21 protein-coding genes are annotated in these 21,368 nt (G+C 65.0%); 13 read left to right on the top strand and 8 right to left on the bottom strand.

Annotated elements, in window-relative coordinates; translation table 11 throughout:
• Positions 1 to 45 precede the first annotated feature (45 nt).
• From ACP15W_RS08090 to pgi, 6 genes are all read left to right on the top strand, one after another.
• Entirely contained in the window at positions 46 to 1,140 is a 1,095-nt protein-coding gene (locus tag ACP15W_RS08090) for an ABC transporter ATP-binding protein (protein ID WP_424932365.1), read from the top strand.
• Between the two features lie 295 nt (positions 1,141 to 1,435).
• On the top strand, positions 1,436 to 2,896 hold the full coding sequence (gene zwf / locus ACP15W_RS08085) for a glucose-6-phosphate dehydrogenase (RefSeq protein WP_424932363.1): 1,461 nt from the start codon (positions 1,436 to 1,438) through the stop codon (positions 2,894 to 2,896).
• Positions 2,893 to 3,573, top strand: coding sequence for a 6-phosphogluconolactonase (gene pgl, locus ACP15W_RS08080; protein WP_424932362.1), 681 nt, complete (start codon positions 2,893 to 2,895; stop codon positions 3,571 to 3,573). The genes zwf and pgl overlap by 4 nt, the downstream gene beginning before the upstream one ends.
• A 21-nt stretch (positions 3,574 to 3,594) precedes the next feature.
• Entirely contained in the window at positions 3,595 to 5,418 is a 1,824-nt protein-coding gene (gene edd / locus ACP15W_RS08075) for a phosphogluconate dehydratase (protein WP_424932361.1), read from the top strand.
• Positions 5,415 to 6,059: a bifunctional 4-hydroxy-2-oxoglutarate aldolase/2-dehydro-3-deoxy-phosphogluconate aldolase gene (eda, locus tag ACP15W_RS08070; RefSeq protein WP_424932360.1), complete on the top strand. Its 645-nt coding sequence runs from the start codon at positions 5,415 to 5,417 to the stop codon at positions 6,057 to 6,059. Before edd ends, eda begins: the two co-directional genes overlap by 4 nt.
• Positions 6,060 to 6,062: 3 nt before the next feature.
• Positions 6,063 to 7,670 carry a glucose-6-phosphate isomerase gene (pgi, locus tag ACP15W_RS08065; RefSeq protein WP_424932359.1) on the top strand — a complete coding sequence of 536 codons (1,608 nt, stop codon included), beginning with the start codon at positions 6,063 to 6,065 and terminating at the stop codon, positions 7,668 to 7,670.
• A gap of 22 nt (positions 7,671 to 7,692) precedes the next feature.
• Here the strand turns inward: pgi and ACP15W_RS08060 are convergent, their stop codons facing one another.
• Positions 7,693 to 8,133 carry a universal stress protein gene (locus ACP15W_RS08060; RefSeq protein ID WP_424932358.1) on the bottom strand — a complete coding sequence of 147 codons (441 nt, stop codon included), beginning with the start codon at positions 8,131 to 8,133 and terminating at the stop codon, positions 7,693 to 7,695.
• A 54-nt stretch (positions 8,134 to 8,187) separates the two neighbouring features.
• On the opposite strand from ACP15W_RS08060, the gene ACP15W_RS08055 reads away from it, so the two are divergent.
• The gene (locus tag ACP15W_RS08055) at positions 8,188 to 8,859 is read left to right on the top strand and encodes an RluA family pseudouridine synthase (protein WP_424932357.1); all 672 of its coding nucleotides are present in this window, start codon (positions 8,188 to 8,190) and stop codon (positions 8,857 to 8,859) included.
• Between the two features lie 191 nt (positions 8,860 to 9,050).
• Here ACP15W_RS08055 and ACP15W_RS08050 read toward each other — a convergent pair whose 3' ends face one another.
• The 7 genes from ACP15W_RS08050 to ACP15W_RS08020 form a co-directional block, all read right to left on the bottom strand.
• Positions 9,051 to 9,737, bottom strand: a complete 687-nt coding sequence (locus ACP15W_RS08050; RefSeq protein WP_424932356.1) for an HAD family hydrolase — start codon at positions 9,735 to 9,737, stop codon at positions 9,051 to 9,053.
• Between the two features lie 33 nt (positions 9,738 to 9,770).
• Positions 9,771 to 10,832: an ABC transporter ATP-binding protein gene (locus ACP15W_RS08045; RefSeq protein WP_424932355.1), complete on the bottom strand. Its 1,062-nt coding sequence runs from the start codon at positions 10,830 to 10,832 to the stop codon at positions 9,771 to 9,773.
• Between the two features lie 12 nt (positions 10,833 to 10,844).
• Positions 10,845 to 11,897 (bottom strand): NAD(P)-dependent alcohol dehydrogenase, encoded by a 1,053-nt coding sequence (locus ACP15W_RS08040; RefSeq protein WP_424932354.1) that lies wholly within the window; start codon positions 11,895 to 11,897, stop codon positions 10,845 to 10,847.
• A gap of 5 nt (positions 11,898 to 11,902) precedes the next feature.
• The gene (locus ACP15W_RS08035; protein WP_424932353.1) at positions 11,903 to 12,154 is read right to left on the bottom strand and encodes a DUF2160 family membrane protein; all 252 of its coding nucleotides are present in this window, start codon (positions 12,152 to 12,154) and stop codon (positions 11,903 to 11,905) included.
• Positions 12,155 to 12,158: 4 nt separating this feature from the next.
• Positions 12,159 to 12,995: a carbohydrate ABC transporter permease gene (locus ACP15W_RS08030; RefSeq protein ID WP_424932352.1), complete on the bottom strand. Its 837-nt coding sequence runs from the start codon at positions 12,993 to 12,995 to the stop codon at positions 12,159 to 12,161.
• Positions 12,996 to 13,005: 10 nt separating this feature from the next.
• Positions 13,006 to 13,878: a carbohydrate ABC transporter permease gene (locus tag ACP15W_RS08025; RefSeq protein WP_424932351.1), complete on the bottom strand. Its 873-nt coding sequence runs from the start codon at positions 13,876 to 13,878 to the stop codon at positions 13,006 to 13,008.
• 197 nt (positions 13,879 to 14,075) lie between these two features.
• On the bottom strand, positions 14,076 to 15,527 hold the full coding sequence (locus ACP15W_RS08020) for an extracellular solute-binding protein (protein ID WP_424932350.1): 1,452 nt from the start codon (positions 15,525 to 15,527) through the stop codon (positions 14,076 to 14,078).
• 212 nt (positions 15,528 to 15,739) lie between these two features.
• Here ACP15W_RS08020 and ACP15W_RS08015 point away from each other — a divergent pair, with 212 nt between their 5' ends.
• Genes ACP15W_RS08015 through ACP15W_RS07990 form a run of 6 tightly spaced genes read left to right on the top strand, consistent with a single transcriptional unit; the run spans position 15,740 to position 21,367 of the window.
• Positions 15,740 to 16,714 (top strand): sugar-binding transcriptional regulator, encoded by a 975-nt coding sequence (locus ACP15W_RS08015; protein WP_424932349.1) that lies wholly within the window; start codon positions 15,740 to 15,742, stop codon positions 16,712 to 16,714.
• Positions 16,711 to 17,595, top strand: a complete 885-nt coding sequence (locus ACP15W_RS08010) for a sugar phosphate isomerase/epimerase family protein (protein ID WP_424932348.1) — start codon at positions 16,711 to 16,713, stop codon at positions 17,593 to 17,595. Before ACP15W_RS08015 ends, ACP15W_RS08010 begins: the two co-directional genes overlap by 4 nt.
• Entirely contained in the window at positions 17,595 to 18,563 is a 969-nt protein-coding gene (locus ACP15W_RS08005; RefSeq protein WP_424932347.1) for a tagatose kinase, read from the top strand. Before ACP15W_RS08010 ends, ACP15W_RS08005 begins: the two co-directional genes overlap by 1 nt.
• Positions 18,560 to 19,831: a D-tagatose-bisphosphate aldolase, class II, non-catalytic subunit gene (locus tag ACP15W_RS08000; RefSeq protein WP_424932346.1), complete on the top strand. Its 1,272-nt coding sequence runs from the start codon at positions 18,560 to 18,562 to the stop codon at positions 19,829 to 19,831. The genes ACP15W_RS08005 and ACP15W_RS08000 overlap by 4 nt, the downstream gene beginning before the upstream one ends.
• An 18-nt stretch (positions 19,832 to 19,849) precedes the next feature.
• Complete coding sequence (locus ACP15W_RS07995; protein WP_424932345.1) at positions 19,850 to 20,608, top strand: SDR family NAD(P)-dependent oxidoreductase; 759 nt, start codon at positions 19,850 to 19,852, stop codon at positions 20,606 to 20,608.
• 27 nt (positions 20,609 to 20,635) lie between these two features.
• Positions 20,636 to 21,367 carry an SDR family oxidoreductase gene (locus ACP15W_RS07990; RefSeq protein WP_424932344.1) on the top strand — a complete coding sequence of 244 codons (732 nt, stop codon included), beginning with the start codon at positions 20,636 to 20,638 and terminating at the stop codon, positions 21,365 to 21,367.
• Position 21,368 lies beyond the last annotated feature (1 nt).

Raw genomic sequence — 21,368 nt, 5'->3', positions numbered from 1 at the left:
CAAGGCTTTCGGCCGCGTCCGGCGACGCAATTGCAGGTGGGGAAAATGGCTGAACTGGTTCTGAAGGAAGTCGGCAAGGCGTATGGCGATGTCGAGGTGCTGCGCGGCATCAATCTCGAGATCACGACCGGAGAACTGGTGGTTTTCGTTGGCCCATCCGGCTGCGGAAAATCCACCCTGTTGCGAATGATCGCCGGGCTCGAGCGGATCACGAGCGGCGATTTCAGCATCGACGGCGTGCGGATGAACGACATCCCTCCGGCGCAGCGCGGCATCGCGATGGTCTTCCAGTCCTACGCGCTCTATCCGCACATGACCGTGCGCGACAACATGGCCTTCGGCATGAAGATCGCCAAGCGGCCGGCCGACGAGATCAACGAGGCGGTGGAGAATGCCGCGCGGATGCTGCAGCTCGAGCCCTACCTCGACCGGCTACCCAAGGCGCTCTCGGGTGGTCAGCGCCAGCGCGTGGCCATCGGGCGCGCGATCGTGCGCGACCCCAAGGTCTTCCTGTTCGACGAGCCGCTCTCGAATCTCGATGCGGCGCTGCGTGTGGCGACCCGGATCGAGATCGCCCAGCTCAAGGAGCGGATGGCGGGCTCGACCATGGTCTATGTCACCCATGACCAGGTGGAGGCGATGACGCTCGCGAGCCGGATCGTGGTGCTCAATGGCGGCGGGATCGAACAGGTCGGCCCCCCGCTGGAGCTTTACGAGAAGCCGGCCAATACCTTCGTGGCGCGGTTCATCGGATCACCGGCCATGAACCTCTTTGACGGGGTGGTGAAGGCCAGCGGGGATTACACGGTCGTGTCGCTGAAGAATGGCGGCACGGTGACCCTCCCCGTGCCGTCCGAAGGGCAGGACAAGGGCAAAGAGGTCAAGCTCGGCGTGCGCCCGGAAGATCTCGTGCCCACCGACGGGGAAGATGCGGTTCTCGTGGGCGATGTGGAGATCGTCGAGGGGCTGGGGGAGACGACCCTGCTGCATCTGGCGCCCCGCGAGGGCGAGGAAGCTCCGATCGTGAAACTGCCCGGCATCCACCGGATCGACCGGGGTGCGACGATTCGTTTCACGGCGGAAACCTCGAAGCTGCACCTCTTCGATCGCACCGGCCGGTCCTTTCTCTACCGGAACTGACACAGCTCTTTCGATTCAGGCCCTTCGGGTTCGCGCGCGCCATGATTGACGCGCGTCAATGATCTTTCGTGCGCGTGCGCAAAGCTTTTCAGCCACGTTCGGCTGGTGTTCATTTATGTTCACTTGACAAAAATCCGAAAACTACCCGAGAAGACCGTTGAGACGCGGGTGAGGACGCTTCAAGATCAGCCGGGGAGACCCGTTTCGCGCTGCATGTCGGCGTGCGCGGCGTCGTCTGAAGAATGAGGCATCCGGCCCCGAGCCCGGAAAAAAACTTGAATAGAAGGACGCCAGAATGGTCTCCACTGTCATTCCAGTTCAACCGTTCGACCTCGTGATATTCGGTGCGACGGGCGACCTAGCGAAGCGCAAGATCCTGCCATCGCTCTACCGGCGTCTGGCCGTCGGGCAGATGCCACCCGAGGCACGGGTGATCGGGGCGGCGCGCTCGAAGATGACCCGGGCGGAATTCCGCAAGATGGTCTCGGAATCGCTGGAGGAATTCGTTCAGCCCAAGCTCCTGAAGCCGGAAACGGTCGAGACGTTCCTGGGCCTCGTCGATTACGTGACGGTCGATGCCACGGGGACGAACGGCTGGTCGACGCTCTGCAAGAAGCTCAACGAGCGCCCCGACGTGATCCGGGCCTTCTACCTTTCGGTTGCGCCGTTCCTCTTCGAGGAGATCGCGCACCGGCTGGCCGAGACCGGTTGCTCGACGCCCGAGTGCCGGATCGTGATCGAGAAGCCGCTGGGACACGACCTGCAATCCGCGAAGAAGCTCAATGCCTCGCTCTCCCAGGTGTTCGACGAGGGGCAGATCTACCGCATCGACCACTACCTCGGGAAGGAGACGGTGCAGAACCTGATGGCGATCCGCTTCGCCAATGCGCTGTTCGAGCCGTTGTGGAACTCCGGGTTCATCGAGCACGTGCAGATCACGGTGGCCGAAAGCGTCGGCGTCGAGGGGCGCGGGAGCTACTACGACAAGTCGGGTGCCATGCGGGACATGGTGCAGAACCACCTGATGCAGCTTCTCTGCCTGACGGCCATGGAACCGCCCTCACGCTTCGACCCCGATGCGGTGCGCGACGAGAAGCTGAAGGTGATCCGAGCGCTCGATCCGCTGAAGATCACCGACACGGTGCGCGGCCAGTATCGCGCGAACGGCAAGGAGGGCGGGTATCTCGACCATGTGGGCGATCCGCACAGCCGAACGGAATCCTATGTCGCGCTGCGGGTGCATATCTCGAACTGGCGCTGGTCGGGAACGAGCTTCTACCTGCGGACGGGAAAGAAGCTCGCGGCGCGGACCTCGGAGATTGCCGTGGTCTTCAAGCACCCGCCGCACGCGATCTTCCCGCAGGTCGACGAGCAGAAGGGCAATGCGCTCATCATCCGGCTCCAGCCCGACGAAGGCATCACCTTCCGCATGACGATCAAGGAGCCGGGACCGGGCGGAATGCGTCTGGCGGAGGTGCCCCTCGACATGACCTTCGCCGATGCGCTGGGGGAAGAGGCGGGCGAAATGCCCGAGGCCTACGAGCGGCTCATCATGGATGTGGTGCGTGGTGACCAGACGCTCTTCATGCGCGGGGACGAGGTCGAGGCGGCCTGGGCCTGGACCGATCCGATCATCGCTGCCTGGGCCGAGAGCGGCTCAAAGCCCTTGCCCTATGATCCAGGCAGCGCGGGACCCATCGACAGCTACAAGCTTACCATGGCGGAAGGCCATATCTGGCGGGAGCTCCTGTCATGACCGAGGTTGCCTTTACCCCCTATCCCGACCGCGACACGCTGATGCGCAGCCTCGCGGATCTCGTGGCCGACCAGCTCCGCGCCGCCCATGCCAGCAAGGGGCGCGCCACGCTCGCCGTGCCCGGCGGCACCACGCCGGGTCCGTTCCTCGAATGGCTCTCGCAAGAGGATCTGGAGTGGGCCGATATCACGGTCCTGCTCACCGACGAGCGCCGGGTGCCGGAAGGCTCGGAGCGCTCGAACCTGCGGCTGATCAAGGGCACGCTGGTGCAGAACGCGGCCAGTTCCGTGCAGCTTATCGATTTCAATGCCGGGGACGGGGCGCTCGCGCAGGCGGCCAGCGAGATCGAAGCGGTCTTGCCCATCGATGTTCTGGTGATTGGAATGGGGGCGGACATGCACACCGCCTCGCTCTTTCCCGATGCGCCGCAGCTTGGCGACGCGCTTGCCGAGGATGCGCCGGTCCTAATGCCGATCCAGCCCGCGAGCCAGCCGGAGGAGCGGTTGACCCTGACAGCGCCGGTGCTGAAGGCGGCCGGAGCCGCGCATATTCTCATCACCGGCCCCGAGAAGAAGGCGGCGCTGGAGACGGCGCTGACAGATGGACCGGCGGCGGACGCGCCGATCCGCGTGGTGCTGAACGCGCCTTGCCCGGTGACCGTCCACTACGCCGAATAGAATTCACATACGGAGTTCGACATGAGCCTGAATGCCACAGTCGCCCGAGTTACCCAGCGGATCATCGAGCGGTCCGAACCCCACCGACGGCCTTATCTCGATCGCATGGCGCGGGCCCGCGACGAAGGCCCCAAGCGCGCGCATCTGACCTGCGGCAACCTCGCGCACGCCTACGCCGCGATGCCGGATGGCGACAAGGAGAGCCTGGCCAAGACTAGCGCGGGCAATCTCGGGATCGTCACGGCCTACAATGACATGCTCTCGGCGCATCAGCCCTACGAGCGTTACCCGGACCTGATCCGCGAGGCGGCGCGCGCGGCCGGTGGCACGGCGCAGGTGGCGGGCGGTGTTCCGGCCATGTGCGACGGCGTGACCCAGGGTCAGGCGGGGATGGAGCTGAGCCTCTTTTCCCGCGACGTGATCGCGATGGCGGCGGGCATCGCGCTTTCCCATGACGTCTACGATTCGACCGTCTATCTCGGGGTCTGCGACAAGATCGTGCCGGGTCTCGTGATCGCGGCTGCGACCTTCGGGCATCTGCCGGCGGTCTTCCTGCCTGCCGGCCCGATGACCTCCGGTCTGCCGAACGACGAGAAATCCAAGGTGCGTCAGCAGTTTGCCTCCGGCGAAGTTGGCCGCGACAAGCTGATGGAAGCCGAGATGGCCTCCTATCACGGGCCGGGCACCTGCACCTTTTACGGCACGGCCAACACCAACCAGATGCTCATGGAGTTCATGGGGCTGCATCTGCCCGGATCGAGCTTCATCAATCCCAACACGCCGCTGCGCGATGCGCTGACCATCGAGGGCGCGAAGCGGGCGCTGGCGATCTCCGCGCTGGGCAATCAGTATACGCCCACCTGTGACGTGCTCGACGAGCGGGCCTTCGTGAACGGTATCGTCGGGCTCAATGCCACGGGCGGCTCAACCAACCTGCTTATCCACCTGATCGCCATGGCGCGCGCAGCCGGCATCTGGCTCGACTGGCAGGATTTCGCGGAGCTTTCGGACGTGACGCCACTGATGGCACGGGTCTACCCGAACGGCCTTGCGGACGTGAACCATTTCCATGCCGCCGGTGGCCTCGGCTACATGATCGGCGAACTGCTCGACAACGGGCTGATGCATCCCGACACGCGCACGGTCGCGGGCGATGGCATGGCGCGCTACACCGAGGAGCCGAAGCTGGTGAATGGCGAGCTGACCTGGTCCGAGGGCTCGGGCGAAACGCTCAACGACAAGATCCTGCGCCCGGCCAGCGATGCCTTCCAGCCCACGGGCGGCCTGCGGCGGCTATCGGGCAATCTCGGAACGGGCGTGATGAAGGTCTCCGCCGTTGCGGCCGAGCGCCATGTGATCGAGGCGCCGTGCCGTGTCTTCCATGACCAGGAGTCGGTGAAGGCCGCGTTCAAGGCCGGCGAGTTCACCTCCGACACGGTGGTCGTGGTACGGTTCCAGGGGCCGAAGGCCAACGGGATGCCGGAGCTTCACAGCCTCACCCCGGTGCTTGCGGTGCTTCAGGATCGCGGGCTGAAGGTCGCGCTGGTGACCGATGGCCGCATGTCGGGCGCATCGGGCAAGGTGCCTTCCGCGATCCATGTCAGCCCCGAGGCGCTCGATGGCGGGCCTCTGGTGCTGCTCAAGGATGGCGATCTGGTGCGTGTCGATGCCACGAACGGCAAGCTCGACGTGTTGACGGAGGGTGTATTCGATCGCACACCGGTCCGCGCCGATCTGTCGGGCAACGAGCATGGCACGGGACGTGACCTGTTCGGTGCCTTCCGTCGTAATGTCGGGCCGGCCGAGCTCGGCGCTTCAAGTCTGTTTTCGGAGATTTCTGCATGACCCCCCAAGACGCTTCAGCTTTCAGCCGCGAGATTTGCTCGCTCGCCCCGGTCATTCCGGTGCTCGTGGTCGATGAGGTCGCCCAGGCCGAGCCCATGGCCGAGGCGCTCGTGGCGGGTGGTCTGCCGGTCCTCGAGGTGACGCTTCGCACGCCGGTGGCGCTCGACGTGATCCGCGCCATGGCCAAGGTGAAGGGCGGTGTTGTCGGGGCGGGCACGCTGCTGACCCCGGACGATGTGCGCAATGCCAAGGAGGCGGGCGCGAAATTCGGTGTGTCTCCGGGCATCACGCCGACGCTGGTCGAGGCCTGCGAGGCGCACGATCTGCCGCTTTTGGGCGGTGTGGCCACCGTGGGCGAGGCCATGGCCATGCTCGAGCGCGGCTATGATGTCTGCAAGTTCTTCCCGGCGGAAGCGAACGGCGGTGCGCCCGCGCTCAAGGCCTTTGCAGGACCGCTGCCGCAGATGCATTTCTGCCCTACGGGCGGGGTCAGCATGGACAACGTGAACGATTATCTGTCGCTGCCCAACGTGCTCTGCTGCGGCGGATCCTGGGTCGCGAAGCCGGACCTGGCCAAGGCGGGCAAGTGGGGCGAGATCGAAGAGCGCGCCCGCGCGGCGAGTCAGCTCAAGAGGGGGTAAGCCATGTCGGACACCAGTGCGATCTGGCAGGATCTCGAGGCGACCCATGCCGAGGTCAAGGATCGGACGATCCTCGACCTCTTCGAGCGCAATCCGCAGCGGTTCGAGGAGTTCTCGGCCCGCCTGGGCGACATGGTGCTGGATTTCTCCAAGACCAACATCGATGCGCGCGCCCTGACGCAGCTCATCGACCTCGCCATGGCAAGCGGGGTCGAGGCGCGGCGGGACGCGATGTTCTCGGGCGAGAAGATCAACACCACGGAGAACCGCGCGGTGCTGCACGTGGCGCTGCGCAACCGTGCGAACACGCCGATCATGGTTGACGGCGCGGATGTGATGCCCGGTGTGAACGCGGTGCTCGAGCGGATGGGCGACTTCGCCGATGGCGTGCGTTCCGGCGCGATCGCAGCCGCGGATGGAAAGCCCTTCACGGATGTGGTCAATATCGGCATCGGCGGGTCGGATCTCGGCCCGGTCATGGCGACGCTGGCGCTCGCGCCCTACCACGATGGGCCACGGGCGCATTTCGTCTCGAACGTCGATGGTGCGCATGTCCACGACGTGCTTGAAGGACTCGACCCCGCACGGACGCTGGTGATCATCGCCTCCAAGACCTTCACCACCATCGAGACCATGACCAATGCCAAGACGGCCGTGGCCTGGCTCAAGGGGGCGCTGGGCGACGACTTCGGGGCGAATCTTGCGGCAGTTTCGACCGCACTTGAGAAGACCGCGGCCTTCGGGATCGACGATGCCCGCGTCTTCGGCTTCTGGGACTGGGTCGGCGGACGCTACTCGGTGTGGAGCGCTGTCGGGCTGCCGGTGATGCTTGCGGTGGGGCCGAAGAACTTCATCGACTTCCTGCGCGGCGCCCACGAGATGGATCGGCATTTCGCCGAAGCTCCCCTGTCGCAGAACCTGCCGGTGCTGCTGGCGCTGGTGGGGATCTGGCATCGCAACATCTGCGGCTATGACACGCGCGCGGTTCTGCCCTACGACCAGCGGCTGTTGCGGCTGCCGGCCTACTTGCAGCAGCTCGACATGGAATCGAACGGCAAGGGCGTGAACCTTAACGGTGCGAAACTCGACCGGGTTTCCGGGCCGATCGTCTGGGGCGAGCCGGGCACCAACGGGCAGCACGCGTTCTACCAGCTCATCCATCAGGGCACGAACGTGATCCCCTGCGAGTTCCTCGTGGCGGTGAACGGACACGAGCGGGATCTCCAGCATCACCAGGAGCTTCTGCTGGCCAATTGCCTGGCGCAGTCCGAGGCGCTGATGCGAGGGCGCGACCTGGCCGCGGCAATGGAGGCCACCAAGGACGCCGCCATCGCGCCACACAAGGTTTTCGAGGGCAGCCGTCCATCCACGACGCTGATCTACCCGAAACTCGATCCGGCGACATTCGGGCGCATCATCGCGCTCTACGAGCATCGGGTCTTCGTCGAGGGCACGATCTGGGGGCTCAACTCCTACGACCAGTGGGGCGTGGAGCTTGGCAAGGAGCTGGCGACCGCGCTCCTGCCGATGGTTCAGGCCGGTGACGCCACGGCGGAGAAGGATGGCTCCACCGCCGGGCTGCTTGGCTTGATCGGATCGCTTCGCGCGTAAGTGCGCGCAGCCGGCCCCCGTCTCAGGTCGGGACGGGGGTCGAGCGTTCCACGATGACCGTGCATTGCGCGTGGCGCACCACGCGGGCGGCGGTCGAACCGATCAGGTAATCGCGAAAATCCGGCCGGTGGGAGCCGAGAACGATGGCATCGGCCTCGATTTCCCGGGCAATACGAAGGATTTCCGGCGACGGGGTGCCTTCGTCGAGGATGACCTTGCCGGAGAGGCCGACGCGGTCCATCGCGGCACGCAAGGCAGCCATCGCGGCCTCCTGGTTCTCCTTGATGCGGTCGCCGAGCGTCTGCTCGCGGATGTAGCCGGAGATGTAGCTCGGCAGCGGTTCGATCACGGAAAGCGCGGTGACCTGGCCGTCATCGTCGACAAGCTTTTTCGCGATCGTCAGTGTCCTGTCAGCGATTTCGCCATGAGCCGGGTCGATGGGAACCAGGATATTCTTGTACATCTGGAGACCTCTTGCGGGTTGCCTTATCAAGATTGCATGGGTCATGTCCTAGCCATGATTCAGCCAGATAAAAATGATGCAGATCAGGTTCCGCGTTTACTCTCGCCGGAAATGATCCTGCACTGCGACGACCAGCTTCTGGTGCTCGACAAACCCTCGGGGTTGTTGAGCGTGCCCGCGAAGCCGCCCGGTCCGCAGGACTGTCTCGAAGCGCGGGCGAAGGCGAGCTATCCCGATGCGCTTCTGGTGCATCGGCTCGATATGGACACCTCGGGCGTGATGGTCTTTGCACGGACGAAGCTGGCGCAGCGGCATCTCAACTGGCAGTTCGAGCGGCGACAGACCGGCAAGACCTACGTGGCGCGGGTGGCCGGAATACTCGAGCAGGACGAGGGAGTTGTCGATCTTCCGCTCATCTGCGACTGGCCGAACCGCCCGCTTCAGATGGTCTGTTTCGAGCGGGGAAAGCCGGCGCTGACCGAGTGGAGGGTACTGGAGCGCGAATCGAATGCCACCCGTCTGGAACTGCGCCCCAGAACGGGTCGGAGCCACCAGCTTCGGGTGCATATGCTGGCGTTGGGGCACCCGATCCTGGGGGATAATTTCTATGCCACGGGCGATGCGCTGGCGGCCGCAGACCGGCTGCAGCTTCATGCGCAGCGGCTTCGGATGATGCACCCGGATGGCGGGAAGTGGGTCGAGTTCGAGGCGCCGCTGCCGTTCTGACCGCAGTTTCTGCGCGTATGGAAACGGTATGGTTTCAGTATGGTTTCGGTATGTATGCGAAGAGGGTCGCGGCCTTCGGTCCGGGACGGGCTGCGCGGCACGATCTGTCGCCGGCCATATCGTGCGGGGAAAAAGACAAGGCCACGGCAAGCGTCAGGCCAGATATTCCAACAAGGCGCGAAGCAGGCCCGCTACCGCGTGGCCGTCAGCGCCTCGAAGGCGGCATCGAGGGAGGTGAGCACGGGGGCCGCTCCGGCATTGGAAAGCCGTTCGGCGTGGGCGTCGCGGATGCCGTCGAGATGGGTGCCGCCGACAAAGCCCACCGCCCGCATTCCGGCCTCGACCGCGCCCTTCACCCCATGGGGGGAGTCTTCCAGCACGGCGCAGGCTTCCGGGGGCACGCCGATCTCTTCGGCGGCAAAGAGGAAGAGGTCGGGGGCGGGCTTGCCGCGGGCGACCTGCTCGGCGCTGAAACCCCGGCCCTCGAAGCGGGACGCCAGAGCGCTGATGCGCAGGGTCTCGCCCATGCGGCGCAATGAACCGCCGGTCGCGATGGCCTGCCGAATGCCGGCGTCATCAAGCTGGTCGAGAAGTTGCGTGGCCTTCTCGATCCGCTGAAGCTTCTGTTCGTAGACCGCAAAAAGCCGCAGTTCCACGCGATCGACGAAATCGGAAGGCACGGGCAGACCGCTGCGCTCGGTGATGTCGCGGACGATATCGGTCATCGACACGCCGAGATAGTCGTGGCGGATCTGCTCCGGCGTGGTGCCCGTGACCCCTATGGCGTTCATCTCGGCTGCAACCGCCTCGAGGGAATGGGGTTCGCTATCCACCAGACAACCATCGAGGTCGAAGATCACGGCCGAGATCTCGGTCATTTCAGGGCACTCCCGTTCAAGATGCCCTGAAACTCACAGGGCCTGTTCACTTTCACGGTCAAAGAGATGCACGTTTGCGGGGTCGATGTGAAACCCTATCTGCTCTCCGGGCCGGGCCGAGATGCGATCCTTCACCACCGCGTCGAGCAGATCCTTGCCGGACCGGGCGAAAACCTGGGTCTCGGAGCCGGTGGGTTCGACCACGACCACATTCATCGGCACGCCGCCCGGACCGATGGCAATATGCTCGGGGCGGATGCCGTAGGTCACGGGCTGGCCATCGGCCGCAGAGGTTTCAGGCACCGGCAGGCTGAGCCCGCCATCGGAGACGAACTGCCGGGTGCCGTTCTGGCCGGAGATGCGACCCTGGACGAAATTCATCGAGGGCGAGCCGATGAAGCCCGCCACGAAGGTATTGGCCGGATTGTCGTAGAGGTCGAGCGGTGCGCCGATCTGCTCTACCCGTCCGTCGCGCATCACCACGATCTTGTCGGCCATGGTCATGGCCTCGATCTGGTCGTGTGTGACGTAGACGATGGTGGTCTTGAGGCGCTGGTGCAGTTCCTTGATCTCGACCCGCATCGTGACGCGGAGTTTCGCATCGAGGTTCGAGAGCGGTTCGTCGAAGAGGAAGACCTGCGGGTCGCGCACGATGGCCCGGCCCATAGCGACGCGCTGGCGCTGGCCGCCCGAGAGCTCCTTGGGGTAGCGCTTGAGATACTTGGTGAGATCGAGGATGCCGGCGGCGTGCTCGACCTTCTCCTTGATCTCAGACTGCGGGCGCTTGGCCATCTTGAGCGGGAAGCCGATGTTGTCGAACACCGTCTTGTGCGGGTAAAGCGCGTAGCTCTGGAACACCATGGCAATGTCGCGCTCCTTGGGCAGCACGTCATTGACCACGCGGCCGCCGATGGAGATCGAGCCGTCGGAGATTTCCTCGAGCCCCGCCAGCATCCGCAGCAGGGTCGATTTGCCACAGCCCGAGGGACCGACGAGGACGACGAATTCGCCATCCTCGATGTCCACGGAGACCCCGTGCATGACCTGCACATTGCCGTAGCGTTTGATTGCGTTTTCTATCTTTACGTCGGCCACGGGATTGCCCCCCTATTGCGGCAGTTCGATCTGCATCTTCACGTCCGCGGGCGGGGCGGAGGCGGCGATCTCGAATGCCTTGACGCTGTCGTCGAAGTCGAAGGTTCTGGTGATGAGCGGTTTCACGTCGATCGCGCCTGACGAAAGCATCGCCACGCAGCGCGGAAAGACATGGGCATAGCGGAAGATGTTCTCGACGCGGGCCTCGCGGATCATGGCCGCTCCTGCGTCGTAGGAGATCGGGTCAGGCTGGCCGCCGATCATCACCACGCATCCGCCCGGTGCGAGCGGCTCGAAAACGCCTGCCGCGGCGCGGGGCGAGCCGGTGGCCTCCCAGACCACATCCGCGCCCCAGCCATCGGTGTCGGCCATGATCCGCTCGACGAGGTTCTCGCTTCCGGCATTCACCGGCGTGATGGCGGGCGAGAGGCTTGCGGCGATCTCGAGCTTCTTCTCCGCGAGGTCGGTGACATAGACCCGCGCGCAGCCCGCGGCGAGCGCCGCGAGCGCGGTGACGAGGCCGATGGGGCCTGCACCGAGCACCACGCCGATATCGCCCGGCTTGACCCGCGCCTTGGTGGCGGCATGGACGCCCACGGCGAGCGGCTCGACCATCGCGGCCTCGGCGAAACTCACGTTGTCGGGCAGCCGATAGGTGAACGCCTCGGGGTGGACGCAGGTGGGCCGCAGGATGCCGTGAACGGGAGGCGTGGCCCAGAAGCGGACCGCCGGATCGACATTGTAGATCCCGAGCCGGGTGGCCTTGGAGTTCGGGTCTGGGATGCCCGGCTCCATGCAGACCCGGTCGCCGACGCTGAGGGTGGTTACCTGTGCGCCGGTCTCGATCACGGTGCCGGAAGCTTCATGGCCCAGGATCATCGGATCGTTCACCACGAAGGGGCCAATGCGGCCGTGGGTGTAGTAATGCACGTCGGAGCCGCAGATGCCGACGGTGTGGAGCTTGATGCGGACGTCACGGGGCCCGAGCGTTTCTTCCGCGCGGTCGATCGCGGGGAAGTCGCGCAAGCTGAGTTCGTCCTTCTTTTCCAGAACCAGCGATTTCATGTCGATCACCCTTTCCAGACGATGATGGCGCCGATGAGAACGGCCATGGCATGTGCGAAGTAGAGGTCGAGCCCGATGGGTTCGATGAAGCGGAGCCAGACCAGGCAGAGCGCGACCCAGATCACCACGGAGATGAAGACCCGGTCGAACCAGTTGGTCTCGATGGGCAGGAAGCCTGCGTCCTGTTTGGCCGGGGCGGGGGCGTCCTCCTCCTCGCCGAGGCCGTCGAGCGGTATGTCGATATCGTTTCCGGTCATGGGATCAGCCTTTCACGGCGCCGAAGGTCAGCCCTGCGACAATATGGCGCTGGACCATCGTGAAGACGATGAGCGCGGGGATCAGGGTGAAGACGGAGATCGCCGCCATGATGCCCCATTCGGTTCCGGTGGTGGTGACGTATTCGGAGAGCCCGGTCGTGAGTGTCCGGGCGTTGAAGTTGGTGAGCGTCGCGGCCAGCAGGTATTCGTTCCAGGCGAAGACCCAGGTGAGGATGAGCGTCACCGCGAGGCCGGGGCGACAGAGGGGGAAGACGACTTCGGTGATGACCTTCCAGCTCGAGGCGCCATCGACGTAGGCCGCTTCGTCGAGTTCGCGCGGGATGCCGTCGAGGGTGGGCCTCAACGTCCAGATCGCGAACGGCAGGTTGAAGGTGCAATAGACCATGATCATGCCGATCTTGGTGTCGAGCAGAGTAAAATCTCCGAAGCGATAGACCTGGGTCATCAGCAGGAACAGCGGCAGAAGGAACACGGCGGGCGGCGCCATGCGGTTGGTGATGGTCCAGAAGAAGATGCTCTCCTTGCCGCCGAAGTTGAAGCGGGTGAGCGCGTAGCAGGCGAAGAAGCCGAGCGTTGTACACAGCAGCGCGTTGCCCGACGAGATCACCAGCGAGTTGACCATGTAGCCGCGGAGTGTCCGGTCGGTCCAGACATCGACGTAGTTCTGCCAGTAGGGGTCGCTCAGGAGGATCTCGGGGGTGGAGAAGAGATCCACCGCCGGTTTCACCGAGATGACGAAGAGCCAGTAGATCGGGAAGAGCGTGAGGAAGCTCACGAAGATCCAGAAGATCGTCTTGAGCCAGGGATTGCCTTGTTTCATGGGGCCGGTCTCACTTCTTGTTCCGCGGTGCGAGCATGCTCACGTAGAGCAGCCAGCAGACGACGATGGTGAGGTAGAGGACGATGACGGAGATCGCCGAGCCGTAGCCGTAGTTCGTCCGCGGGAAGACCTCCTTGAAGATGTGCACGCCGAGATAGCGGGTGGCCGAGCCGGGACCGCCGCCGGTAAGCATCAGCACCTCGTCCACGGTGCGCAGCGCGTCCATCAGGCGGATGAAGACCGTGGCGACGACGGCCGGAGCGATCATCGGCAGGGTGATGTGCCAGAAGATCTGGCGCTTGCCTGCACCGTCGATCTGGGCCTGTTCGAATGGATCGGGCGGCAGTGAGACGAGCGCCGCGATCAGCGTGAGCGTGACCAGCGGTGTCCAGTGCCAGATATCCATGATGACGGTGACGGTGAAGGCCGCCGTGGCGCTCTGGCCGATATTGAGGTCGTAGCCAAACCAGCTGTCGAGCAGGCTCGGAATGATGCCGATCGAGGGCGTGGTCATCAGCTTCCAGATCGAGCCGACGATGATGGGTGCCATGATGAGCGGCAGCGTGTGGATCGTGCGGAAGATCGCCTTGCCCGGAAATTCCTTCAGGAAGGCCTGGGCGAGGATGTAGCCGAGGATCAGCTCGGAGACCACGGCGAAGAACACGAAGGCAACGGTGACGCCGAGCGAGGCGAGGAAGCCTGCGTCGAAGACCAGCCGCCGGAAGTTGGCGGCGCCGTTGTAGATGATGTCCGGATTGGCGGCAAAGGGGTTCCACTGGTGGAAGGACAGCCAGACCACGTAGAGGAACGGCACGACGCCGAAGAGGAAGAGGACGAAGAGCGTGGGCGCGAGAAGTATCCAGCCCAGTCTGTTGGATCGCATTGGCCTGAGCTCCCGCAGTTGCGATGCGTCATTCGTCGCCCTGGCCGGCTTGGCCGAGGCGCCTTGCCCGGAGGTGCGCTCCGGAGGTGAGGGGACAGGGCGCGCAGTTGCGCGCCTTCCGGTCGTGTCCAGAAACTGGATCGGGGAGGACCGGACTGCCTGAGGAGGATCGCAGCCCGGCCCTGGTGGAGCGTGACCTACTGGCGGTAGCCGAGGTCGGTCAGCTCCTGTTCGGCAATCGAGGCCATCTGGTCGAGCCCCTCGCTCACGCCGATCTCGCCGGTGAGGATGGAGTAGAAGGTCGGTGCGGTCGCTTCACGAACCTGGGCGTGGAAGGCGTATTCCGGCGCGCCCTTGAACAGGTAGCCCTGGTCGCGGAGCATGTCGTAATAGCCGCCGAGTTCCGTGTTGACCTCCTGCACCTTCGGCGCGTCATAGGTCGAGTCGAGCGTGATGCGCGATCCGGCGATGGCCCAGTCTTCCTGAATTTCCGGGAGTGCCATGAACTGCATGAAAAGCAGGGCGGCATCCTGGTTGTTCGACGTGACGGGCAGGCCGAACGCGCCGCCGTCATAGTAGCCGATATAACCATCTCCGGCTTCGGCCTCTTCCAGCACGCCATCCTGAAGCGGCGGCAGGGCAACGCCGACATTGCCAACCACGCGGGACTTGGTGTCATCCGTCGCGATCCAGGCGGCATTCTCGCCGTAGACGAGGCCCTGCGCGGCGCGGCCGGCGGCGAAGGTCGTTGCCACCTCGGTCCAGGTGGACTGCACGGACTCGGGCGGTGCGATGTCGCGCATCGAGAGCCACCATGTCAGCGCGGCCTTGGCTTCCTCGGAGTTCATGGTGCCGCCGTTCTCGACGCTTGCGGCGTAGTTGTTGTCCGGGTCGATGCCCCAGTCGTAGACGCCATAGGTCGGCGCGACGGATTCGAAGAATTCATACCAGGAGGCCGGGTGGCCGGTATGGGCTTGGGCCGTGGTGCCCCAGATGTCCTCGCCCTTTTCCTCGAACCAGGCGGTGAAGAATTCCGCGATCTCGGCATAGTCGGCGTGGTTGGTGGCCGGCTCCAGCTCGCGGCCGGTCTTTTCCTGGAAGGCCGCGCGGATCTCCTCGTCTTCGAACAGGTCGGTGCGGTAGAGGTAGACCTTGATGAAGGCTTCCATCGGCGTGCCGTAGAGGTGGCCGTTCTCGCCGCGGAAGTTGTCGGCGAAGGTGGTGAAATTGTCTTCCGAGTAGTTCGGGGATTTCAGGTCCGGCTGTGCCTCGAGTGCGGCGGTCAGGTCCACCAGGAAGTCGCGGGCAAGATAGGCATAGACGATGTCCTGCTCGATATAGACCATGTCATAGATGCCGGTGCCGGCTTCCATGTCCTTGATGGCCTTGTCGTACATCTGGTCCCAGGACGTGGTTTCGACCTCGACCCGGATGCCGGTCAGTTCCTCGAACTTGGGGGCGAGCACGTCGCCGATATAGTTCGAGGGCGGGGTGGATTCGGTAACGCCACGGAGCGTCACGCCGTCGAACTGCGCGCCGGCTTCCTTCCACCAATCCTCGTTCTCGATCTGGATGTCCTGCGCGAAAGCCGAACCGGCGGCCACGCTGAGTGCCAGCACGGATGCGCCGATCTTCAATGCAAAGCTCATGAGCTCCTCCCGTTTGTCAGGGGTCGGCTGCGCAACCGTGTCAGTGCCGGTCCGTCCACTCCAACTCCCCACTCAATGAATGCATATGTATCGCTTCCGATGCAAGTGAAAAATTTCAAATGTAATGCTTGCATAACATCTGTAACGTGTGCCAGTGTCTCCGTCGGCGGAACCGGCAGAAGTTCGGGCGCCATCGGGGAGGAACTTAGAACATGCCGCGCGACGCTCTCGAAGACAGCGATGCCTTCATCTGCGAAGTCTGCTGGCACTACTTCATCAACGAGATGACCCAGGCCGAGGTCGCGCAGCAGATGGGGGTGACCCGGCTGCGCGTGAACCAGGCGATCCGCAAGGCACGGGCGCGCAACATGGTGCGGATCGAGATCCATTCGCCCTTCCTGCCGCGGATCGAGATGCAGGAGGCCCTGCGCGAGCGGCTCGGGATCGATGTGGCGCTCGTCGCACCGGCGAACCGGACGCCCTACAACTACCATTCGGCGGTTGGTGCGGCGCTGGCGAGCTATCTGCTCGACCAGCTGCGCGAGGGGAAATGGCGGATGCTCGGGGTATCCTGGGGGCTCACCATCGAGAACGCGGTGCGCCGGATGCCGCTTCAGCCCTTTCCGGATCTGGAGATCGTCTCGATGTTGGGCGGTACCTCGCGGGGGGCGTCCTTCAACACATTTGCCGTTGCCTCGAGCCTCGCGGAACGGGTGGGGGCGAAATACTCGCTGCTTGCCGCACCCGTCTATCTTTCGGAGAGCGTCGATCGCGAAGCCTTTCTGGGACAGGAGATCTTCGAGGAGCATTTCGCCAAGTTCGAGCGGCTCGATGCGGCGATCCTGACCGCAAGCGACGTCTCGCCCAAGTCCTTCCTCGTGGAATACGGCCTGCCGAGTGAGGTGACGCAGGCGGAGCTGGAGGCGGCGGGCGCGGTGGGCGACGTGCTCGGGCGCTTTCTCGACTGCAACGGCCAGCCCATCGACCATCCGATCGACGACCGGGCCATCGGCGTGCCCATGGATGTGGTGGCGAAGGTTCCGCACAAGATCATGGCCGCGGCCGGGCCGCACAAGGTCGAGATTATCCGCGCGGCGGCGCGCGCGGGGCTCTTCAATGCGCTTGTGACGGATGATCTGACCGGCGAGCTGCTGCTGGCCGACGGCCCGGAGGAGGGCGACACATGAGACGACTTGGCATCCATTCCTTTGTCTGGACCGGTGGGCAGACCCAGGAGGGGCTGGAAATGGCGCTGGAGAAGAGCGCCGAGCATGGCTACCGCTGCATCGAGTTTGCCTACCTTCGGCCCGAGCTGTTCGATCTCGACCGGCTGGCGAAGAGAAGCCAGGCGCTCGACGTCCAGATCGGCGTGACCATGGGCCTGCCGAACGACAAGGACATTTCCTCGGGCGATCCGGATGCCGTTGCCGCGGGGCGCGCCATGCTTTCCGATGCGGTCCGGGCCGTGCGCGACATCGGCGGCGACAAGCTCGGCGGCATTCTCTACTCGGCGCACATGAAATACGGCCGGGCGCCCACGCGCGACGGCTGGATGAGTTCGGCGGAAGTGATCGGCGAGATCGGCCGCGAGGCCAGCGAGGCGGGCGTGATGCTGACGCTCGAACTGGTGAACCGCTTCGAGAGTAATCTGCTCAACACCACCGCGCAGGGGCTGAAATTCCTGGAGGATTGCGGCAACCCGGACGTGACGCTGCACATGGACACGTTCCACATGCAGATCGAGGAGGCCGACCCCGCGCAGGCGATCCGGATGGCGGGCGACAAACTGGGCTATTTCCATATCGGCGAATCGAACCGGGGCTATCTCGGCTGTGGCACGATCCAGTGGGAGCCGATCTTCGATGCGCTGCTCGATATCGGCTATGACCGCGACGTGGTGTTCGAGAGCTTTTCGACGGCCGTGGTGGACGAGGGGCTGTCGCTGGCTTGCGCAATCTGGCGCGACACCTGGGACGACAACGATCCGCTGGCCGCCCATGCAAAGCAGTTCATCGAACTCAAGCATGCCGAGGCGAAGCGCCGGCGCGACACCAATGCGAGGCCGTGATGCCGCTCGCACCTGACAGTCTCGGGCCCACGGTGACGGTGGGCGAGATCCTGGTGGAGATCGTCGCGACCACGGTGGGCGAGGGGTTTCGTACCGCCCAGCCGCTGATGGGGCCCTATCCCTCGGGCGCGCCTGCGATCTTCATCGACCAGTGCGGGAGAATGGGCGGCCGCGCGGCGATGGTGGGAGCCGTTGGCGACGATGACTTCGGGCGGGTCAATCTCGACCGGCTCAAGGCCGATGGGGTGGATGTCTCCGCCGTGGCCGTGGATGCGGACTGGCCGACGGGCAGCGCCTTCGTGCGCTACCGCGCCGATGGCAGCCGGGATTTCGTCTACAACATTGCCACATCGGCGGCGGCGCGGTTCGGCTGGACGGCACCGGTGGAGGCGCTCATGGCCCGTGCCGGGCATCTGCATGTCATGGGCTCGGCGCTGTCGATGGCGCCCGCGGTCGAGGTGATCGAGCGGGCGGTGGAGGTGGTGAAGGGCCGGGGCGGAAGCCTGTCGCTCGATCCGAACATCCGCAAGGAACTCGAGCTTGATGCGGCGACCGAAGCGCGGTTCGCGGGCCTCGTGGATCGTGCCGACCTGCTATTGCCCTCCGGCGAGGAGTTGGAGCGGGCCGCTGGCGTCTCGGGGGAAGCCGAGGCCGTGGCGCGGTTGTTCGCGCGCGGCGTGGGGGAAATCGCGCTCAAGCGCGGTGCGGACGGCGCGAGCGTCTTTCTGCCCGATGGCACGCGGCGGGATGCAGCGGCGCCAATGGTCGAGGAGGTCGATCCCACCGGCGCGGGCGACTGTTTCGGCGGGGCCTATGTCACGGCGCGGCGGCTGGGTATGGGGCTCGAGGAAGCCCTCGGTTATGGCTGCGCTGCGGGGGCGCGCAATGTGACTGTCCGGGGGCCGATGGAGGGTGCGGGAAGCCGGGCCGAGCTCGACGCCTTCCTCGCGGAGGTGTGCCGCCGATGACCCGTGTCACTCTGGACGAGCTTGCAGACCTCTATCGCTCCGGCACCCCGCGCGGGATCACCTCGGTCTGTTCGGCGCATCCCATGGTGCTCGCCGCGGCGCTGCGCCACGGGCGCAAGACCGGGGCAACGGTTCTGATCGAGGCCACCTGCAACCAGGTCAACCACCAGGGCGGCTACACGGGAATGCAGCCACAGGATTTCGCGGATCTCGTGACGCTGATCGCGATGCGCGAGCGCTGCCCGCGCGATCAGATCCTTCTGGGCGGCGATCACCTCGGGCCGAACCCGTGGCGCGACCGTCCGGCGGAGGAGGCGATGACCGAGGCCGAGAATATGGTCGCGGCCTATGTCCGGGCGGGCTTCTCCAAAATTCATCTCGATGCCTCGATGGGCTGCGCGGGCGAGCCGGCAGCGCTCGATGACGAGACGACGGCGCATCGCGCGGCCCGGTTGGCGCGCGTTGCGGAGACCACGGCTAAGGAGGCGGGGCTCGCACCCCCGCGCTACATCATCGGGACCGAGGTGCCCCCACCCGGGGGCGCGGACCACCTGCTCGATACGGTCACGCCGACCGACCCGAAAGCCGCGCTCGAAACGGTTCGCGTGCATCGCATGGTCTTTGAGGCGGCGGGCCTCGGTGCGGCACTCGAGCGGGTGATCGGCCTCGTGGTCCAGCCGGGTGTCGAGTTCGGCAACGCCAATGTCATTCCCTACGACCCGCCGGCGGCGCAAGGCCTTATCGCGACGCTGACCGAATTGCCGGGTCTCGTCTTCGAGGCGCATTCGACCGACTACCAGGGCGCGGCCCCTCTGAGCGCCCTGGTGCAGGACGGTTTCGCGATCCTCAAGGTCGGGCCGGAACTGACTTTCGTGCTGCGCGAGGCGCTCTACGCGCTCGATGCCGTCGCCACGGACCTCCTGCCGGATTACGGCGAACGCCCGCTGAAGGCCGAGATGGAGGCGCTGATGCGCGCAGCACCGGAGAACTGGGTGCGCCATTATTCCGGCTCTGAGGAGGCGCAGCGGGTTCTGCGGCACTACTCGCTATCGGACCGTATCCGCTACTACTGGGCACAGCCGCGCGCGGAGGCCGTTGTGGCTCGCCTGTTCGAAGCGCTGGAGGGAAAGCGCGTGCCGCAGACGCTGTTCTGGCAGCACATGCCGATGGCGGCGCGCTTCGCGGACAGGCCGCTCGACCCCAACGATCTTCTGCTCTGGCGGGTGGAGCGCAGTCTCCGCGCCTATCACGCCGCCTGCAATCTCTGACGACAGGAGCCTACCCCCATGTCCCTCGACATCTTCCGCCTCGACGGCAAGGTCGCACTCATCACCGGCGGCAATCGCGGCATCGGCCTCGCAACGGCGAAGCTCTTCGGTGAGGCGGGCGCGAAGTGCCTGCTGAGTGCACGTTCGGAAACCGATGAATCCCGCGCGCTGTGTGAAGGCGAGAACTTCGCCTTCGTCCCTGGCGACATCACCGATCCCGCAACACCCGGAAAGCTCGTGGACGCGACGATGGAAAAATTCGGCCGGCTCGACGTGCTGGTGAACAATGCAGGCGTGGCCGATGGCGGCGATTTCCATAATTTCGACGACGAGCGGCTTGACCGGATCATGTCCACCAACCTGATCGCGCCCTTCCGGGTGGCGCGGGCTTGCATCCGGCCCATGCTGGATCAGGGCGCGGGCTCGATCGTGAATATTGGGTCGATCTCGGGCTATGTCGCCAACAAGCCCCAACTTCAGGTGGCCTACAACTCCTCCAAGGCCGCGATCCACCAGATGACGGCGGTGATGGCCTTCGAATATGCCTCGCGCGGCATTCGGGTGAATGCGCTTGCACCGGGCTATATCCGCACACGCATGGCCATCGACGGGATGGAAGATCCGGCCATGAGCAAGGTCTGGCAGGAAAACACGCCGATGGGCCGGTTCGGCGAGCCGGAGGAAATGGCGAGTTGTGCGCTGTTCCTTGCCTCGGACGCGGCATCCTACGTGACCGGAGCCACGCTGGTCGCGGACGGCGGCTACATCACGCACTGAGCGCCAAAGGGCGCAGGGGAGGGAGACATGGCACAGGATTTCACCGCAAAGCGCGTCATCATCACCGGCGCGGGCAAGGGGATCGGCCGGGCCACGGCGCAGGCGCTTGCCGCGCGCGGCGCGGAGGTGGTGGCAATCGCGCGCACGCCTTCCGACCTCGACAGCCTCGCCAAGGAGACCGGTGCAAAGACGATCCTGACCAATCTCGCGGACACGTCGGAGGCGCGCGCCGCGATGAAGGAGGCGGGCACGGCGGACCACCTGGTGAATTGCGCCGGAACCAATGTGCTCGAATCCGTGCTTGAGATGACCGAAACCGGCTACGAGACCGTCATGGGGATCAACCTGCGCGCGGCACTGATCTGCGCCCAGGCCTTTGCCCATGCGCGCGTCGAGGCGGGTGGCGGCGGATCGATCGTGAATGTCACCTCCATCGCCGGTCATCGCGGTTTCGCGGAGCACATGGCCTATGCCGCATCGAAGGCCGGGCTCGAGGGCGCGAGCCGGGTGATGGCGAAGGAACTGGGGCCGCACGGCATCCGGGTGAACTGCGTCGCGCCGACGATCACGCTGACCGAACTCGCGGCGGCCGCCTGGAGCGATCCGGCGAAATCGGAGCCGATGATGGTCCGCCATCCGGTGGGGCGGTTCGCGGAAGTGGAACATGTGGCGACAACCATTGCCATGCTGCTTTCCGATGACAGCGCGATGGTGACCGGGGCGGTGCTGCCGGTCGATGGCGGCTTTCTCGCCGTCTGAA

Origin of the sequence: Amaricoccus macauensis (assembly GCF_049800915.1) — a bacterium.
GTDB lineage: Bacteria > Pseudomonadota > Alphaproteobacteria > Rhodobacterales > Rhodobacteraceae > Amaricoccus > Amaricoccus macauensis_A.
The sequence above is the reverse complement of the archived record's forward strand: the minus strand, read 5'-3'. Positions and strand labels throughout refer to the sequence as shown.

Excerpts from the sequence above, each read along its gene's own strand:
- ACP15W_RS08090 (WP_424932365.1), top strand. The coding sequence starts at position 46 with ATGGCTGAACTGGTTCTGAAGGAAGTCGGCAAGGCGTATGGCGATGTC.
- zwf (WP_424932363.1), top strand. The coding sequence starts at position 1,436 with ATGGTCTCCACTGTCATTCCAGTTCAACCGTTCGACCTCGTGATATTC.
- pgl (WP_424932362.1), top strand. The coding sequence starts at position 2,893 with ATGACCGAGGTTGCCTTTACCCCCTATCCCGACCGCGACACGCTGATG.
- edd (WP_424932361.1), top strand. The coding sequence starts at position 3,595 with ATGAGCCTGAATGCCACAGTCGCCCGAGTTACCCAGCGGATCATCGAG.
- eda (WP_424932360.1), top strand. The coding sequence starts at position 5,415 with ATGACCCCCCAAGACGCTTCAGCTTTCAGCCGCGAGATTTGCTCGCTC.
- pgi (WP_424932359.1), top strand. The coding sequence starts at position 6,063 with ATGTCGGACACCAGTGCGATCTGGCAGGATCTCGAGGCGACCCATGCC.
- ACP15W_RS08060 (WP_424932358.1), bottom strand. The coding sequence starts at position 8,133 with ATGTACAAGAATATCCTGGTTCCCATCGACCCGGCTCATGGCGAAATC.
- ACP15W_RS08055 (WP_424932357.1), top strand. The coding sequence starts at position 8,188 with ATGATTCAGCCAGATAAAAATGATGCAGATCAGGTTCCGCGTTTACTC.
- ACP15W_RS08050 (WP_424932356.1), bottom strand. The coding sequence starts at position 9,737 with ATGACCGAGATCTCGGCCGTGATCTTCGACCTCGATGGTTGTCTGGTG.
- ACP15W_RS08040 (WP_424932354.1), bottom strand. The coding sequence starts at position 11,897 with ATGAAATCGCTGGTTCTGGAAAAGAAGGACGAACTCAGCTTGCGCGAC.
- ACP15W_RS08035 (WP_424932353.1), bottom strand. The coding sequence starts at position 12,154 with ATGACCGGAAACGATATCGACATACCGCTCGACGGCCTCGGCGAGGAG.
- ACP15W_RS08030 (WP_424932352.1), bottom strand. The coding sequence starts at position 12,995 with ATGAAACAAGGCAATCCCTGGCTCAAGACGATCTTCTGGATCTTCGTG.
- ACP15W_RS08025 (WP_424932351.1), bottom strand. The coding sequence starts at position 13,878 with ATGCGATCCAACAGACTGGGCTGGATACTTCTCGCGCCCACGCTCTTC.
- ACP15W_RS08020 (WP_424932350.1), bottom strand. The coding sequence starts at position 15,527 with ATGAGCTTTGCATTGAAGATCGGCGCATCCGTGCTGGCACTCAGCGTG.
- ACP15W_RS08015 (WP_424932349.1), top strand. The coding sequence starts at position 15,740 with ATGCCGCGCGACGCTCTCGAAGACAGCGATGCCTTCATCTGCGAAGTC.
- ACP15W_RS08010 (WP_424932348.1), top strand. The coding sequence starts at position 16,711 with ATGAGACGACTTGGCATCCATTCCTTTGTCTGGACCGGTGGGCAGACC.
- ACP15W_RS08005 (WP_424932347.1), top strand. The coding sequence starts at position 17,595 with ATGCCGCTCGCACCTGACAGTCTCGGGCCCACGGTGACGGTGGGCGAG.
- ACP15W_RS08000 (WP_424932346.1), top strand. The coding sequence starts at position 18,560 with ATGACCCGTGTCACTCTGGACGAGCTTGCAGACCTCTATCGCTCCGGC.
- ACP15W_RS07995 (WP_424932345.1), top strand. The coding sequence starts at position 19,850 with ATGTCCCTCGACATCTTCCGCCTCGACGGCAAGGTCGCACTCATCACC.
- ACP15W_RS07990 (WP_424932344.1), top strand. The coding sequence starts at position 20,636 with ATGGCACAGGATTTCACCGCAAAGCGCGTCATCATCACCGGCGCGGGC.